This is a genomic window from Thalassospira sp. CH_XMU1448-2, assembly GCF_037027285.1.
Taxonomy (GTDB): Bacteria; Pseudomonadota; Alphaproteobacteria; order Rhodospirillales; family Thalassospiraceae; genus Thalassospira; species Thalassospira profundimaris_C.
On the sequence record NZ_JAYMEA010000002.1, the window covers coordinates 269,107 to 285,748 of the forward strand.

Consider the following 16,642-nt stretch of genomic DNA (forward strand, 5'->3'; position numbering starts at 1 on the left):
ATTATATGTACCCAAGCGCCTCAGCAACCAAAGACATTGCGATAAAGACATGCATATCGAGCAGATTAAAATTGAGAATTTCCGGTTATTGCAGGAATGCTGCGTTGATATGCGAGAAAAAACGACTTTGCTCGTAGGGAAGAACAATACAGGCAAGACATCTTTGGCAGTGTTGTTAGAGAAATTCCTCGAGCGACCGGACACGTTTTCATTCACTGATTTCCCGCTTAGCTTGCGCGGAGCCATTTTTAAAATAGACGACGATACTAACGTCGATGAACTCGCGATAAGAATGGTTCTTCGCATCGCTTATACCGAGGCAGATGATTTGGGAGTTCTGTCCGAATTTATGCTAGACCTCGATCCAGAACGGCGGCACACGAGTATCCTCTTCGAATGCACCATTGATAAGTTCAAACTCCTGCGTGTTCTCCCTGATGACGCAGAAGAACGAAAGAAGTTTATCGAAAACAACCTTTCAGGAAAATTTCTCGATGTAAGAGTTTATGCATTTGATGATTTCGAGCATGACGGCGAACAACCATACTACATGTCACATCGCAATCAGCTTGAGGAGAAAGAGCGTGCTAGCCTTCATGCCCTTCTCAACTTTCAAGTCATCCATGCCCGCAGAAACGTTGCAAGCTCAGAGGATGCTGGTCGCGGTTCAAAGCCGCTTTCTGCCATATCAACCAAATTCTTCCGTGAAAGAAATATTGAGGCAGATGCTGACAATGAGGGTGAAGCCGATACCAGCGCCGATAAGCCCGGTGCCGGGAGCATAGAGAAGCTTAGATCGATTTTAGCAGATATCGACACGCAACTGGGTGAGCAATACAAAGAGGTTTTTGGCAGTTTCTTAAAAAACTCACGCGACTTTCTCGACATCGGCGACTTGAAAGTCGTTTCCAATATCCAGTCCCAGTCTCTTATCGAGAACTCGTCGCGGGTCATCTACGGTGATACCGATAACTTCCTTCCAGAGAACTACAGCGGGCTTGGCTATCTGAATATTCTTTATCTTCTCCTCCAAATCGAACTTTGTCGTGACGACATTTCAAGGCGAAATGCGCCACTTAACCTCCTGTTGATAGAGGAACCCGAGGCGCATACCCACCCGCAGATGCAATATGTGTTTGCAGACAAAATCCACGTTTTGGTATCTGACATACCAAGCTTACAGGCCCTCATAACCACACACTCCTCTCATATCGTATCGAAATCTGACTTCGAGGATATTCGCTATCTATCGAGACCGTCCGTAACTGAGCCAGTCTCTATCAAGAATTTCCACACTGATCTCAGCAAGGAATACGATAAGTATGGCGAAGACGGCAAAGCGCTATTCAAATTCCTGAAGCAATATCTCACCATCAATTCGGCAGAGCTATTTTTTGCCAGTAAGGCAATTTTTATCGAAGGCACAACAGAACGCGTCCTTCTCCCATTATTTATTGAGATGCACGATAAGGAGAATGAAGAGGCAGCCAAGACAGGCGGCCTATCCTCTCAGAACATCTCTGTGCTTGAGGTAGGTGCGAACGCGCGGGCGTTTGCGCCATTCCTTGAGTTCATCGGTGTCCGTACTCTTATCATTACAGATATCGATACGACCAAGCCCGAGCTCAATGAAAAGACCGGCAAGACGAGCTACAAAAAATGGCCAGTAGAAGGCTCTTCGCACACATCAAATGAAACTCTCAAGCACTTCCTTGAGGCCCCGGCAATTGACGAAGTCGACGCGTACAAAGAATGGCATGAGTGTCTGCTGAGTGGCGAAGCTGCATCCGATGAAGGGCAAATCAAGCTTGCCTACCAATTGGAAGAGAATGGCTACCACGCACGAACCTTCGAAGACGCGTTCATTTCAAAGAACTTTGAAAAAATAAAGGCTACAAAGGACAATTTAGAAGGACTAACAAATACTCAGGAAATCGATAATTTTGATGGGAGCGACTATTACGGTTTAACGGAAAAAATTATAAGTAAAAAATCTGATTTTGCTGGTGCGATTCTTTATGCGGCGCTGGTTGGTGGCGAAACTTGGGAAACGCCCAAATATATAATGGATGGCCTGAAATGGATTCACAAAAATTGAATCCGGTAGATCGGATTGCGGAACTCGTTCTTGGAGGTGAGAACTTTCTCCTTCAAGGCGGCGCGGGAAGCGGCAAAACCGAGAGCTTGAAAAGGGTTGTGCAGAAAGTGCTCTCTGTCGATCAGAATCTCAAAATCGCATGCATCACGCATACGAACAAAGCCGCTGACGAGATTGCCGACCGTATTTCAGCTGACATTGAGGTCTCAACCATCCACTCGTTTCTGAGCGGGATTATTTCGCCGTTTAAGCGGAACATTCAGCATGTCTTCCCGATCCTGTTCGAACTTCCCCCTTTTGAAGGCTGGGGTGATGAGCACTATGGTGGAGACGAAATACTCAGGAAGTCTGAAGAACATAAGCGTTACAAGAAGGCCTACGAAAAATTGGAGAAACGCCGCCAAACTGTCTTAGGCGAGTTAACGCCGAAGGTGACCAGGAAGAGCGAATACGATAAGGAGCCGGAGGCGTACATCGCGCAGATGAACAAACTGATCGATGAGCTGAACGAAGAAGTTCGTGCAAAACTGACAGATCGAAACCCTGATGAATTTTTCTACAATGAAACAAAATTTGATAGTTTCAATGAGCCATCATTCGGGCATGACGGCTTAATCGAAATAGCCTGCAAGATGTTCGACGAGTTCCCGATATTGGGGAAAATTGTTTCGGACCGGCATGATTGCATTTTCATTGATGAGTATCAGGATACCAACCCGGATGTTATTCGGGTTTTGCTCCGCTGCCTGCCTAAAGCATCAAGAACAATCATAGGTTTGTTTGGAGATTCCGAGCAGGCAATTTACTCAGACGGTATAGGGAGCGCTCAAGAGCACATTGATGCAGCGGAAGTCGTTCTTGTTGAAAAAGATGACAATTACCGTTGCTCCCCAGAGGTCATAACCTTCGCCAATAAATTTCGCACAGACGGATTAGAGCAAGATGTAGCGCTAAAAAGGCTCGATGACGGCACGATTGAAACCCTTGAGAGCCGGAAAGGTAGCGTAAAGCTGCTATACGATTTTGCTCCTGAAAAAGTAGACACGGGCGATAGTAGACAAGATCGTAAAACTAATGCCGCGTCGTTTCGTAAAGCACTCGATAAGCTCGTTGGAAGGGTTAGTCAAGATTATCCGGGCTATGTCCAACTAAAGCTAACGAACAAATCGATTGCCAACGATGTGGGTTTTGGACAGCTCTATCAGATATTTGATGATCGGTACCAGGAACCCCGAGATCAAATGAGAAAAACGCTCGATCGATTGCAGTTTGATGAAATAGTCAATTTGACTACATTGCATCGGAGCTTGCCTGGGGATAGACGTGCATACAATCGCTTGATCACTAGCCTTCGGAAGCGGGGGTTTGGGATTGTCTCGGTCTCTGACAAAGCGAAGCTTGATGAGATGCTGCGCACATTCACTGCCGAACACCTTTCCGCGTACAAGGCAGTCGAATTCGCCGCGAAAGCAGGGCTGATTAAAATCTCAGAGAGCCACAAGGCTTTTTTGGTTCGACGGAAAGAGCTGTTGGAGAGACTTCAGGATGATCCCGTCTTCGCAGCTTTTGAAGCTCTTCACGCAAGTGGCTATCGAACCAAAGTGCAGATGCTCAAGGAAATCGAGATCGCGCCAAGAGGGGATCTCGATGCGAACCTAATTGAAGCGGAATTCAAAGACAGAGACAAAGAACTAAAGCAAAAAATCTTTTACGACGAATTTTTTTCAGAAAAACTCCCGTTTTCTGAAGTATTGTCTTTCTATGATTATGATGAAAATGATGTCGGATTCGCCACCATGCATAAGACGAAAGGAACTGGAATAGAGAACGTTCTTCTAGTGATAGACGAGTATGGATGGACGACAGAATACGACTTTCTAAATTGTTTCTCAGGCGAGATACCAGAAACGAAAAGAGACATCGCTTCGAGGAAGCTTTTATATGTTGCCGCTTCGCGGACGAAAAAGAACTTGGTTTGCGTAAGATTGATGAATGATCAGGCCGAAGTCGACCGCATGTCTCCGTATTTTCCAGAGGCATTTCGTGTCCAGTGAGAGTTCTGGTTTGGTCGAGCCGTTGGCGAGTTAGGCTCTGTTGACCCAAGCCTGTAAAGGCTGGAAAAGGGGAACGGAATCCCTTTTCTGAACATTTGTTTTGTTTCGTCGCAATCCGTAATAGGTGGGAGAGGGCGAGATCTCGCTTTTACGAAGTTCCGTCAATAACCAAATCAAACACCACCAACCCGGCGACACCACCTTCCAGCAGCCCAACCAACTGCCCACCCAAGGCCTTGTGCTCTGGGTGTTCCAGATAGGCATCACGTGCCGCCGCATCGTCAAAATCAATTGAAAATCCGTGCCGGAAACCTTGTTCAAGCCCCTCCGGGCTGACCGAAACGCCGCCGTCAAAGCCGCGCATGCCGGGGAGGTGGCTTTTGAGGTCTGCCAGCTTGGCAAACAGGCTGTCGATTTCGGCTTTGGTAACCTCGGCCTTGAATTTGGTCAGAACGATGTGACGGATCATGGGGTTTCCTATGCAATAAGTTTGGCGAGGTATTCGACCGGATGCTGCGGCTTGACCCCTTCATAGCGATCGACCTGACAGCGGCAGGAATAGCCGGTCACCAGCATGTTTTGCGCCCCCGTGGCATCGACTTTCTTTTTCCAGCTCAGGTCATAAAGCTCGCGCGAGGTTTCCTGATGGCGGGTTTCGTGGCCGTAAACGCCCGCCATGCCACAACATCCGGTTTTCTCGGCTGTCAGTTTAAGCCCGAACGCCTCAAAGATTTTCTGCCATTTCACGCCGACATCGGGGATCGATGTTTTTTCCGTGCAATGGGGGAACAGGCTTGCCGGGGTATCCATGTTAACGGCGTTATCAATTTTGGGTGCGATCAGGCGGCCGTCACTGATTTCGGTGGCCAGCCATTCATGGAACAGATGCACGCGATAATCCGGGCGGTCTGAAAGGCGCTGGGCATATTCCTGACGATAGGTGAGCGTCACGCTGGCCTCGATCCCGACCATGGCGACACCGGATTTGGCGATGCGGCCATAAACGATATCGTTTTGCTTGGCCTGATAATCAAAGCGTTTGAGGAACCCCTTCACATGCATCGCCTTGCCATTGGGGCGATAGGGCGGCACAAACACCCGGTATCCAAGGCGTTGCAGCAAATCCACATGGGCAAGGAATACGTCGGTGTCATAATGCGTGGTAAAGCAATCTTGCAGGATAATGACCGACCTGGCCTTTTCATCGGGGCTCAAGCCATCAAGATCAGCCTGCCGGAATTTGCCAATGCCGCGCGCGCGCAGGCCCGATTTAAGGCCTTGGCTATGAAGCTTCGGCAAATCGGTCAGGCCGATGAAACGTTTGAAAATCCACGGCATCGGCGGGATCGATTGCAGGGCATTGAACAGGCCGGGCGCGCTTGCCAGAAGCGGGGCCATATATTCAAGTTTCGCAATGACATAATCCTTCACCGGGCGCTTGTAGCGGGTGTGATAGGTCTCGAGGAACCGGGATTTCATTTCAGGGATATCGACCTTGACCGGGCATTGCCCCGTGCAGGCCTTACACGACAGGCAACCGGCCATGGATTCATAGACATCGTGCGAGAAATCGCGCCCGTTGATCACCGCCAGATCCTGGTTCATCGGATCGGTGCCGACCGAAAGCTGCCGGATCCATTCGCGCAGCATTCCCGCGCGGCCCTTGGGCGAATGCACACGTGATCGCGTGACCTTATAGGACGGGCACATGGCATCCATCAGATCCCAGTTAAAGCAGGCCCCGTTGCCGTTACACCGCGTCGCATTAAGGTATTCATCGCGAAGGGCATCTTCGATCTGACGGTCAATCTGCCCGCGCATCGGGGCTTCGTCGATTTTGGTGATCGGAATGTTTTTGGAATAGGGCGATGCGATCTTGCCAGGGTTTAATTGCCCTTCCGGGTCAAAGGCTTCCTTGATGCGACGTAGAACATCATAAAGCTCCGGCCCGAAATAGATCGGGCTGTATTCGCCGCGGAATCCCTTGCCATGTTCGCCCCAGATCAGGCCGTTATAGCGCTTGGTCAGTTCCGCCACTGCGTCCGATACCCGGCGCAGGCGCGCTTCGTCTTCTTCATCGCACATATCAAGAAGCGGGCGCACATGCAGGCACCCGACATCGACATGGCCAAACATGCCGTAATCAAGGCCTTCGGCATCAAGGAGGGCGCGGAATTCGGCGATGAAATCGGCAAGGTTTTCGGGCGGGACGGCGGTATCTTCGACGAATGGTGTCGCGCGGCGTTTGCCTTCAAGATTGCCGAGCAAGCCCACCGATTTGGCCCGGATTGACCAGATCGCGGCAATCTGGCCGGGATCGGTGGCCTGCACAAAGCCGATGGGGGCGTAATCCGTGTCGGGATTGCCATCAAGGTATGCGCGCAGCTCGTCCTGTTTGGCGGCGACTTCTTCGGGGGTTTCACCCACAAATTCAACGACGTTAAAGCCGCGTGTGGCAACAGTACTGTTTTCCGTGCCCAGCAACTTGCCCAGCATGTGCCAGCTTTCATCCTGTTCGGCCAGTTTCATGACCTTGTCATCGATGCTTTCAATCGCAACAGGATCAAACTTTACAAGGGCTTGCACGTGACGAAGGGCGCTATCAAAGCTGTCATACCGGACAACGGTGATGGCCTTGTGCTTTGGTAGTGGAATAACCCGGAAGGTGATTTCCTTGACCATGCCAAGGCTGCCCTCGGCCCCGGCAATCAGGAAGGAAAGGTTCATATCCCCCTGATCAGAAACGGCTTCCTTGAGGTTATAGCCGGTCAATCCCCGGTTCATTTCCGGGAAGGTGGCATCGATCTGATCGCGACGCGGGAATATTTCATCATGGACCTTGCGATAAAGCCGACCGGTGCGGTCGTCTCGATCCATGATTTCCCTGGCTTCTGAGGCACTTAGGGCCGATGTGCGGAAATCGGTGCCATCAATCAGGACCGTGGTCATGTCATGGATATAGTGGCTGGTTTTGCCATAAATCCGCGAACCCTTGCCCGAACTGTCCGATCCGATCATGCCGCCCACGGTGGCGCGGCTTGCGGTCGAGACGGCGGGCGGGAAGAAATAGCCATGGGGTTTGAGCCAGGCATTAAGCTGATCCAGCACCACGCCCGGTTCGACATGAACCAGTGCCTTTTCCTTATCAAAACCCAGTATGTTATTGAGATATTTGGAAGTATCGAGAATGATGGTGTTGTTAAGCGACTGGCCATTGGTGCCCGTACCACCCCCGCGCGGGGTGATTTTGACCTCGCTGAATTTGTCGCGACCGGCCATTTCCATGACGATATTGATGTCATCGCGCGAACGCGGCTGCAACACGGCACGCGGCATCACCTGATAGACACTGTTATCGGTGGCATGGATCAGGCGGGTTGGGAAATCTGCATGGATCTCGCCGCTAAATTTTCCTTCGGATTCAAGGGTTTTAAGGAAACTCAGCGTCAAACTGTCCAGCGACCGGTCCGGGGTCAGGCGGGGCAATTTGGCAATAACGCTTTTGGCGGCGGTCGCGGCGGGCATGGTGATCTCTCTGTCTGCGATCCCCGGATTGGCTTCCGGTTCCGGATCGGATTTTGGGGTTAATTTACCCTATTTGACCCTATCAGGATTAATTGGACAAATTGAAAATTCCGAATGATTATTAGTTTGAGCCTAATAATCGAAGGTCGCCAGATCGAGGTTACAAAGCCCGGCTACTGACATCTGCTGACAGAAATTCCGGATCATCGACGACAAATGTAAAAATCGGGCACCATTTCCGATCGTTCCGGGTCTTAATGGTATGAGGATTGGTTTTCCCGGTGATGTGGCTTTGGGGGATGGCATCGAAACGGCGAGGTCGACACAACGCGAGTGTAAAGAAAAGTTTACAGTGGCGGCGTCGGTCAGTTGTTCGTCATTCCAGGCTGACGTCGCCCGGTGGTGGTGTTCGAGTTGATCTGATCTGATCTGATCTGAACCGATACGGGCATGGTCCCGAGGCCGTGCTGCCGAAAGGCAGAGGACCTGTGTCGGGTCCGTTCGAGAGTGCCGGTTCGAGAATGCCCTTTGGGAAATATAAGTCCGGAATACCGGCTGGAAATTATGGGGGAGTTTGGATGTTTTCATCACTGAATATGCGCCATATGCGGTCCTTTGTCGCGGTGGCTGATCACGGGTCCTTTACCGCGGCGGCGGCGGAGCTTGGAATTACGCCGCCCAGTCTGACCACCACCATCCGCCAGTTTGAGGATGTGACGGGGGCGGCGCTTTTTGATCGCACGACACGGCAGGTCACCCTGACCGACACCGGGGAGCGGTTCTTGCCCGTCGCCCGCCGCCTGATCGGGGATTTTGAAGAGGCGCTCGGCGATCTTGATGCACTGTCCAGGGGGATTGGCGGGAAAATCACCATTGCCGCCGCCCCGTCGGTTTTGACCCGGATATTGCCCGCGGTGATTTCGCGCTTTGTGGTCGATCACCCCGATGCGCGCCTGCGTCTTGATGAAATGAATGCCGGTGAAGTCCATGAGGCGGTGGCCGCGAGTGCGGCCGATTTCGGCATTGCCGGGGAGTGGGAGCCATTGCCCGATATCGCGTTTCGCCCGCTGTTTTCCGACCGGTTCGGGGTGCTGTGCCGGGTCGATCATGCCTTTGCCAGTCAGACTTTCGTGACCTGGGCGGAGCTTTCTGATCAGCCGTTTGTCGGGCTGGGCCCGGAATCCGGGACATCGGCGATGATGGCCGGGGTTGGCGGTGCGACAAGCAGCAATCAGACCCGTCAGAGCAAACAAAGCGGATCAGATTTCACCAGTTCCGCCATCAAGGATGCCGCCGCCCTTGGCATTGCCGAGGCCCGGGACGTAATGCAACAGGCCGAAAAACTGGCCGCAGCCCAGAACAAACTGGCCGATATACGCGCCAGCAATGCAGGGAAATCCGCCAAATCCCGGTCCCTGGCGGGTAATGACACCCCCATAACCCTGCCACGCCCGACGGTGGAAACATCAAACACCCTCACGCTGGCCGCCATGGTCGCCCAAGGGGTGGGGATCACGGTGCTTCCGGAACTGGCCGCACGGGTTTCGGACATGACCCGCGACAAGGGACTGGTTTTCGTGCCGCTGTCCGCCCCGGTGCGCCAGCGCCATATCGGCATCATCACGCGCAAAAGCAAAAGCCTGTCGCCGATTGCCAGCCTGTTTTTAAGCGAGGTCCGGGATCAGGCCGCCAGCCTTGACCTGCCTGCGGCGCTGGAGTGGTATTGAGGTTGTAATCATTAATCTTCTTATGGTGGGATAAGCTATGAAAAAAGACCCGTTCTTTACGTTGAGTGAAGATTCAACCTGGAACGCACTAATTGGTCGGCAAGGGAATAAGTTTAATTATGCGGATGGGTATATAGAGGCTGCTGTTGATCTGTCTAAAGGGATTATCGAACAAAAGAAGTTTGGTCAGCGCGATACGTTGTGCTTGCCCATATTGTATAATGCTAGGCATTCAATTGAACTTCATCTGAAAATAGTCATAGGCTCATTTACGGAAGCTGGTGTCGTGAAATCTAAGCACGATAAAAATCATGATATTAAGTCTCATTTTGAGTTTTTGATTGATGCGCAGATTGAAGACGAATGCTTAAGGGGGATTTTAGAGAGCTTGCGACCTTATTTGGAAAGCCTGTCGCAGGTTGATGATGATGGACAGCAATTTAGATATCACGAGACAAGGGACGGAGAACGCAGTCTTGATGGCAAAAGTCTGATAAACATCAAAGTTTTGTATGATGGGCTGTTGAAGTTAAAAACGATATTAGACGAATTAAAGTATCGTTCTGATTCGTATGTTTCTGAGTTTAAGACAGGGACAAATACGTCGCGCTTATCTAGGGAAGACCTCTACAAGATAGCGAAATTATTGCCTTTGAGATCGAATTGGGACAATTCCGATTTCGATAAGGTGAAGGAAAAAATTAAGGTTAGATTTAACTTAAGTAATCGTCAGTTTTCAAAAGCTATTGATGTTATCGAGAGCCAAAGAGAACTTGGCTCAATTATTGGAATAGAGACTAAGGCAAAATTTATTACAGATGATAAGGCCTTCAGATTATGCGAAGGCTGGTGTGGGGCTCATTCGGAAGTCGAGCGTGATCCGTGCACTTCTGTGAATTTTTCAGATAAGGAATCAATGCGTAAAGCATTTGTATCTGCGGATATTTTTGAGAAAAGTATTTCGAAAATATCTGATGATTTTGACCTGAATGAAGCAGTAGATGTCGAAACTATTTTCTATATGGCTCGAGACCATGAATACGTTGAGTATTACGAAGATAGATTTCAAACTAAGTTAAAAGCCCGGAGTGGTCCGAGAGAGCGTTTGGCGCATGTTTTGGAAAAAACAAATTTTCTGCAAGAATTTAGTCGCGGGGTTAGACGCATCGGCAGAGTAAATCTGGCTGATAAATTGGATCAGATGTTGACTGAATTCCAAAAAAAAATAGGTGTTGCTGAAACCCTCCATAAGTAGTCTTCTTTGAGTTGTGTTGACTGTAAAGCCTGCATATCTTTTTCAGGTCTTCCCAAATGTAAAATGCCATCGGGTTGGTGGGCTTGATTAAAAGTGCCCGATATCTCAACGGTTCGCAGCCCCAAACCGCAGCCCATCAATCATCAGTTCGAGCATGCGGTGCGTGTGCTCTGCGCCCTCTGATCCGCCCATGGAGGCCAGATTGCCGATGGCGCGCAGAAGGTCATAGGCATCAATATCGCCCCGGATTTCACCGGCCTTGGCGGCGGATTTCAAAAGCGATTGCAGGGTCGGTTCGAAGTTGGACCGGAAATAGCCGGGCAGGGCGTCAAAGGCCGGGTCGCCGGAATAAAGGGCGGCGGCCAGTCCCTTTTTGGTCAGGATGAACTGGCAATAGCGTTTGAGCCAGTGGCTCAGGGCGTCGCCCGGGCCGAATTGCGCTGTGAAATCCCTGGCAGCGGCGACACAGGCATCGACTTCACGCTTATACACACCGACCACAAGGTCGCTGCGTTTGGGAAAACGGCGATAAAGCGTGCCGACCCCGACCCCGGCCCTGGCGGCAATTTCACGCACCGGTGCATCGACACCAGAGGTCGCAAAAATCTCCTTGGCGGCTTCAAGAAGGGCGTCCTCATTGCGCAGGGCATCGGCACGGATGCTTTTTTTTGTGCCGGTGGTGTCGTCGGTCATCCTGTTGTTTTCCAAAAACAAATTCAGTTTCAGACGTGCAGACAGAATCCGCCCGTCAAATTTTTCACTTGCTAAACGGAACATTGTTCCATATCTGCATTCCTGTAAGCGGAACGATGATCCACTTATGATGCCAAGCGTATCGGATCAATGTTCCGTTTCCAGATATATAGGTGAAACACCCGGTTTCGCCAATCGGAAAAGGATTGCAGACATGAATAACCTGATCGACAAGGCCCGGCACATTCCGGTCAATGACGCAGTTTCGACCATTTCGGTCTGTCCGGTGATCCTTGCCGCGCCCGGACGGGCCAAACCGATTGAAATGCGGGTCACCACCCCGGCACAGGGCCGGGATTTGCCGATCATTTTGCTGTCGCACGGGCATGGGCCATCGCTTTATATCCCGTCCAAGGACGGGTATGGGCCGCTGGCCAATTTCTATGCCGAGCACGGATTTGTCGTGATCCAGCCAACCCACGGAAATTCCAAGGTGGCCGGGTTTGGTGCGGATGCCCCCGGTGCACCGTTTTTCTGGCGATCAAGGGTCGAGGATTTCAAAACCATTCTCGATCATCTGGGCGAGATCGAACGCGCCAGCCCGGTACTGGACGGGCGGCTGGACCATGGCCGGGTGGCGGCGGTCGGACATTCGCTGGGCGGGCAGACGGTCGGCATGTTGCTGGGCGCGCGCCTGAGTGATAGTGCGGACCCGGATGCACAGGATGTCAATCTGATCGAACCGCGGATCAGGGCCGGTGTTCTTTTGGCCGCACCGGGCCGGGGTGGGGATAGCCTGAGCGAACATGCGCGCAAGAACTATACGGCGCTTAATCCGGACTTTTCGCATATGACGACCCGAACGCTGGTGGTGGCGGGCGATCAGGACATCAACCCGCACCTGACGACATGCGGGGCGGCCTGGCACACCGATCCGTTCCATTATGCGCCGGGCGGGGAATATTTGCTGACCCTGATCGGCGGCAAGCACGGGCTGGGCGGGATTGCCGGATATGATGCCAAGGAAACCGACGACGAAGACCCGGACCGCCTTGCCATCACCCAGCGCATGACATGGGCCTATCTGCGATCTGCCCTTTATGATGATGATCTTGCATGGGAAAGCGCGCGCACGGGCCTTGCGACCCATGGGCGCGGATTGGCGTATGTCGAGGGGAAGCAAGTCACATTACAAACAGCCTGATCCGCGCTGATACCCGGTGGCGGGTTTAGCAGGATTACTGGGGTGTTTGGGCGGCTTTGGCCTCGTCCAGTGCCTTTTGGGCGCTCATGCGTGCGAGAAGGGCGTTCAGCAACTCTGTCTCGCTGTTGATTTGCGCGATGCTTTCGGTTGTCGGGTCGGGCTGGCCTTCGGCGATTGCCGCCTGTAATGCGTTGCGGGCCTCGACCTTTTGCTGTTCGAGTTTCAGGTCTTCAAGTTCGGCGGTACGGCGAAGTTCCTTGAAGGCCAGAGCGTTGTCGGCAGCGTCATCAAGAACACCGGCGATTTTTTCAAGGGATGCGCTTTTTTCGTCATAGCTGAATGTTTCAAGCATGCCCTTGTCGGAGAATGTTGCGGCCAGAACATTATCCTGTCCGACGCCATTCTTGAGGGGCAAGACTGCAAGGACGCCAAGTTGCGGAACATCAAGATATTCGTTCAAAAGCAGGCTTTCTTCGGGAATGCCCAGACAGGTTGTGCTCAAATCGGAACCTGTCATGCAAGAACGCAGATAGGCCTTTGCCGGGACACGATAATAGACGCCCTGTCTGTCAGTGCTGCAATCCCAATTGCCGTCACTGCAATTTCCCGTCCTTGCGCCGGTGTTTGTTGCCTTTGATATTTCGGTCAGGACAGCAAGCTGTGCAGGCAGTTCAGCAAGGGATGTTGTGATCACTTGTGCCTTCAAATCGTCGCTTGCCAGCGTGAATGAACCATCCATCAAAAGTTTGGCAATCGGTGGCGCAGGCATGCGGGTTCGGGTTGTTTTTTCTGTGCCTTTTTTGGGCCAGATGTCAGACACCTTTACGGTCAGGGCCGCGTCTATTTTTGCCAGCAGTTTTTGAGTCCCGGCCAGTGCCTTTTCCGCGGCCAGACTTTCCTGCAGGGCGGCCTCAAGTGCTGCGATTGCCTGATCGCTGGGGGTGCCCGATGCTTCTACAACCGCGCGCGCCCGTTCGAGTGCCTGTGTCTTTCCAAGCAATGTTGCCGTTTCGGTCCTTTGTTTGTTGTCGGTAGCACCCCGCTTGATGATCAATTGTTCAGCGTACGGAGTGCAAATGACACCGGCCGACATTACGCCGGTGGCTTTGTCAAATGTCGCAATGGTCGGAAGACCAGAGGCCAACTGAACGACTTTGAAGCCGGTTTTGATGGCAGCCTTTGCAACTTCGGTGGTGCGATCCGAGACCCCGGCATTGATGTTTTTGATTGTCCCGTTTTCGTGCAAGTCCACTTTCAATGTCGAGGTTTTGGTCGGGCCTGACATTTCTTCATAATTCAGGACATAGAGATTGTCCGGATCGGGAACGATCTTTTCTTCGGCGGTTTGTTTGATTTCGAAATCCGGGGCGAGCAGTATTTTTCCTGCTTCAACGGGAATTCCGGCAATGGACAGATCCGGGCAGCTTGTTAAGCGAAAGCTTGTCTCAAGCTGATATTGCGCCATGGGGAGGCTATAAAGAATGCCTCCTTGCAGTGCTTCTTTTCCTTCGTTGCCGACCAGACTTGATTGCAGCTCTGTGCACCCCCCAAGGGACGCGACGCCAAGAAATGCCGGTAGTATGTATTTAAAATACTGTCGACCCATGGTGCATCCCCCTTTGGCCGAAGATCGTGATTTCTATATTAGTAACTTTTAATTATCAGTTTATCAACTGTAGATTGTTTTTGTGCGTGTATCAGAGGCTCCAAACTGGCAAGTCTTGAATTGGGTTGCACATCATCAGGGTGGCCTTGATGAGGTGACGCGGGAACGGGTATGAGCACGGGCGGAAGGAGACGGCAGTAAAGAACTCATCGGTGTTCTGTTGTCCACTCTCCGGCCCCTGTGGTGGATTGAATATTTGCGCAGCGGGGCGGGCGGGTGTCGGTTTTGTTGCGGTTTAATAACAAAATAAATGGCGGAAAACTGCCAATGTAAACGTTTCAAATGTTCATAAAACTGAAACGCAGACGTTATCGAACTGTCTTTTTTGTCGGCTATGGTGTTGGCCGTCAGAGGAGATTGGATGATGACGTCGAAGTCAACCATGCGCGAAGTTGCGGGCAAGGCCGGTGTGTCGATTGCCACCGTTTCACGGGTGATCAACAGCCCCGAAGAAGTGCCGACCGAAACGGTCGAGCGGGTCCGTGCCGCCATGCGTTATCTGAATTATCGTCCCAACATCAATGGCCGCCGTCTCAAGATGGCGCAAACACGATCCGTCGGGGTTCTGGTGCCGACCATGGCCAACCCGGTCTTTGCGACCTCGGTCCAGGGGATCGAACAGGCTGCGCATGAAGACGGCCTGACGGTTTTGCTGACATCATCGAATTATGACCCGCAACGCGAATTGGGGGCGGTGTCGACCTTGCTCAATAACCGGGTTGACGGGTTGATCCTGACGCTTGCCAATGCCGATGACAATCCGGTGATTGATCTGTTGAAGGCAGAGAACATTCCGTTTGTTTTGCTGTTTAACCAGCCCGCCCGCACGGATGTCGCATCGATCAGTGTCGATAACGCCAGATCGGCCTATGACATGACACAGGCGATGATTGCCCAAGGGCACACATCCCTTGCGATGGTGGCCGGCCGGTTTGAAAGTTCGGACCGTTCCAAGCAGCGTTTTGACGGATTTGGTCAGGCATTGTCCGATGCCGGACTGGGTGCGGCGCGCCTGTGTCAGGTCGGGTTTGGCGAAACCGAGCTGTTTACCCCGTTAGAAAGTTTTCTGACCGGCCCGGATGCGGTGACCGGTCTGGTTTGTTCCACCGACATGCTGGCAATTGCCGCGATCAGCGCATGCCGTGACCACGGTTTGAGTGTTCCCGGTGATGTGTCTGTGGGCGGGATTGATGGAATTGCGGTGGGTGGGCTGATTTCACCGAAACTGTGTTCGGCCATTCAACCCACCCAGGAGATGGGCCAGCAGGCGCTTGCATTCCTGCGTGGCCTGATAAGGGGGCAGGCAAACCCGCAAAGTTTGATCCTGCCTCATCAACTTAGCACGGGTGAGTCAATCGGGCCCGCCCGGCATTCGTCATCACCCCGATTATAGGGAGATCAAAAGTGCGTTTCAAACAACTTGTACTGGGTCTGGGACTGGCTGTTGCCGCGTCGCAGCCTGCTTTCGCCGAAGATGTTGCCATTTGCTATAACTGCCCGCCAGAATGGGCAGACTGGGGCGGACAGCTTAAGAACTTCTCCAAAGACCTTGGTATTGATGTCCCGCAGGACAACAAGAATTCCGGCCAGACCCTGTCGCAGCTTCTGGCTGAAAAGGAAAACCCGGTTGCCGACGTTGCCTATTATGGCGTTTCTTTCGGGATCAAGGCCAAGGAAGCCGACGTTGTCAGCGCCTACAAGCCGGTCAATTTCGATGCCATTCCCGATGGTCTGAAAGACCCGAATGGCAGCTGGTTTGCCATCCATTCGGGCACGATTGGCCTGTTTGTCAATGCAGATGCCCTTGAAGGTGCGGCTGTTCCGCAAAGCTGGGCCGATCTTTTGAAGCCGGAATACAAGGGCATGGTCGGGTATCTTGATCCGTCGAGCGCCTTTGTCGGTTATGCCGGTGCGGTTGCGATCAACCGTGCGATGGGCGGGTCGCTTGATGATTTCACCCCGGGGATCGAGTTCTTTAAAAAGCTTAAGGAAAACGATCCGATCGTGCCGAAACAGACCGCCTATGCGCGTGTTCTGTCGGGCGAAATTCCGATCCTGATTGATTATGATTTCAATGCCTATCGCGCGAAATACAAGGACGGCGCGAATGTTGAATTCGTCATTCCGGCCGAAGGGACGGTTGCCGTTCCCTATGTCATGAGCCTTGTTAAAAACGGCCCGCATGCCGACAACGGCAAGAAGATCCTTGATTACGTGATGTCGGACAAAGGTCAGGCCCATTGGGCAAATGCCTTCCTGCGCCCGGTGATTGCAAGTGCAATGTCCGAAGACGCGGCTGCGAAATTCCTTCCTGCTGCGGATTATGCGCGTTCCAATCCGGTTGATTACGCCAAAATGGCAACCGCACAGGGCGGTTTCGCCGAGCGTTACCTGTCCGAGGTACGTTAAGGTGGGTTTGC

The 16,642-nt window shown here is 52.1% G+C and carries 11 protein-coding genes; 7 read left to right on the forward strand and 4 right to left on the reverse strand.

All coding sequences use genetic code 11. The annotated features are described in order from the left end of the window. The first annotated feature begins 49 nt into the window (after positions 1-49). Together WA318_RS08560 and WA318_RS08565 are read left to right on the forward strand one after the other, a co-directional pair. Positions 50-2,098 carry an ATP-dependent nuclease gene (locus tag WA318_RS08560; protein WP_336080591.1) on the forward strand — a complete coding sequence of 683 codons (2,049 nt, stop codon included), beginning with the start codon at positions 50-52 and terminating at the stop codon, positions 2,096-2,098. Then, positions 2,080-4,152 (forward strand): ATP-dependent helicase, encoded by a 2,073-nt coding sequence (locus WA318_RS08565; RefSeq protein ID WP_336080592.1) that lies wholly within the window; start codon positions 2,080-2,082, stop codon positions 4,150-4,152. The genes WA318_RS08560 and WA318_RS08565 overlap by 19 nt, the downstream gene beginning before the upstream one ends. A gap of 148 nt (positions 4,153-4,300) precedes the next feature. Here WA318_RS08565 and WA318_RS08570 read toward each other — a convergent pair whose 3' ends face one another. Both WA318_RS08570 and WA318_RS08575 read right to left on the reverse strand, forming a co-directional pair. Then, positions 4,301-4,621, reverse strand: a complete 321-nt coding sequence (locus WA318_RS08570; RefSeq protein WP_336080593.1) for a Dabb family protein — start codon at positions 4,619-4,621, stop codon at positions 4,301-4,303. An 8-nt stretch (positions 4,622-4,629) separates the two neighbouring features. Next, positions 4,630-7,677 (reverse strand): FAD-binding and (Fe-S)-binding domain-containing protein, encoded by a 3,048-nt coding sequence (locus WA318_RS08575; RefSeq protein WP_336080594.1) that lies wholly within the window; start codon positions 7,675-7,677, stop codon positions 4,630-4,632. A gap of 578 nt (positions 7,678-8,255) precedes the next feature. On the opposite strand from WA318_RS08575, the gene WA318_RS08580 reads away from it, so the two are divergent. Both WA318_RS08580 and WA318_RS08585 read left to right on the forward strand, forming a co-directional pair. Further along, on the forward strand, positions 8,256-9,404 hold the full coding sequence (locus tag WA318_RS08580) for a LysR family transcriptional regulator (protein ID WP_336080595.1): 1,149 nt from the start codon (positions 8,256-8,258) through the stop codon (positions 9,402-9,404). A gap of 37 nt (positions 9,405-9,441) precedes the next feature. Continuing rightward, on the forward strand, positions 9,442-10,659 hold the full coding sequence (locus tag WA318_RS08585; protein WP_336080596.1) for a hypothetical protein: 1,218 nt from the start codon (positions 9,442-9,444) through the stop codon (positions 10,657-10,659). 105 nt (positions 10,660-10,764) lie between these two features. On the opposite strand, the gene WA318_RS08590 is transcribed toward WA318_RS08585, so the two are convergent. Further along, positions 10,765-11,352 carry a TetR/AcrR family transcriptional regulator gene (locus WA318_RS08590; protein ID WP_336080597.1) on the reverse strand — a complete coding sequence of 196 codons (588 nt, stop codon included), beginning with the start codon at positions 11,350-11,352 and terminating at the stop codon, positions 10,765-10,767. Positions 11,353-11,566: 214 nt separating this feature from the next. Here WA318_RS08590 and WA318_RS08595 point away from each other — a divergent pair, with 214 nt between their 5' ends. Further along, positions 11,567-12,556 (forward strand): alpha/beta hydrolase family protein, encoded by a 990-nt coding sequence (locus tag WA318_RS08595; RefSeq protein WP_336080598.1) that lies wholly within the window; start codon positions 11,567-11,569, stop codon positions 12,554-12,556. Positions 12,557-12,590: 34 nt separating this feature from the next. Here WA318_RS08595 and WA318_RS08600 read toward each other — a convergent pair whose 3' ends face one another. Beyond that, positions 12,591-14,162, reverse strand: a complete 1,572-nt coding sequence (locus tag WA318_RS08600) for a hypothetical protein (RefSeq protein ID WP_336080599.1) — start codon at positions 14,160-14,162, stop codon at positions 12,591-12,593. A 421-nt stretch (positions 14,163-14,583) separates the two neighbouring features. Between WA318_RS08600 and WA318_RS08605 the strand changes: the two genes are divergently transcribed. Both WA318_RS08605 and WA318_RS08610 read left to right on the forward strand, forming a co-directional pair. Next, positions 14,584-15,615: a LacI family DNA-binding transcriptional regulator gene (locus tag WA318_RS08605; RefSeq protein WP_336080600.1), complete on the forward strand. Its 1,032-nt coding sequence runs from the start codon at positions 14,584-14,586 to the stop codon at positions 15,613-15,615. An 11-nt stretch (positions 15,616-15,626) separates the two neighbouring features. Continuing rightward, on the forward strand, positions 15,627-16,631 hold the full coding sequence (locus WA318_RS08610; protein WP_114099893.1) for an ABC transporter substrate-binding protein: 1,005 nt from the start codon (positions 15,627-15,629) through the stop codon (positions 16,629-16,631). Positions 16,632-16,642: the final 11 nt, after the last annotated feature.

Bases quoted from the DNA above. Each gene is read 5' to 3' on its own strand.
- WA318_RS08605 (WP_336080600.1), top strand. From the start codon at position 14,584: ATGATGACGTCGAAGTCAACCATGCGCGAAGTTGCGGGCAAGGCCGGT.
- WA318_RS08565 (WP_336080592.1), top strand. From the start codon at position 2,080: ATGGATTCACAAAAATTGAATCCGGTAGATCGGATTGCGGAACTCGTT.
- WA318_RS08570 (WP_336080593.1), bottom strand. From the start codon at position 4,621: ATGATCCGTCACATCGTTCTGACCAAATTCAAGGCCGAGGTTACCAAA.
- WA318_RS08595 (WP_336080598.1), top strand. From the start codon at position 11,567: ATGAATAACCTGATCGACAAGGCCCGGCACATTCCGGTCAATGACGCA.
- WA318_RS08575 (WP_336080594.1), bottom strand. From the start codon at position 7,677: ATGCCCGCCGCGACCGCCGCCAAAAGCGTTATTGCCAAATTGCCCCGC.
- WA318_RS08600 (WP_336080599.1), bottom strand. From the start codon at position 14,162: ATGGGTCGACAGTATTTTAAATACATACTACCGGCATTTCTTGGCGTC.
- WA318_RS08580 (WP_336080595.1), top strand. From the start codon at position 8,256: ATGTTTTCATCACTGAATATGCGCCATATGCGGTCCTTTGTCGCGGTG.
- WA318_RS08585 (WP_336080596.1), top strand. From the start codon at position 9,442: ATGAAAAAAGACCCGTTCTTTACGTTGAGTGAAGATTCAACCTGGAAC.
- WA318_RS08590 (WP_336080597.1), bottom strand. From the start codon at position 11,352: ATGACCGACGACACCACCGGCACAAAAAAAAGCATCCGTGCCGATGCC.
- WA318_RS08560 (WP_336080591.1), top strand. From the start codon at position 50: ATGCATATCGAGCAGATTAAAATTGAGAATTTCCGGTTATTGCAGGAA.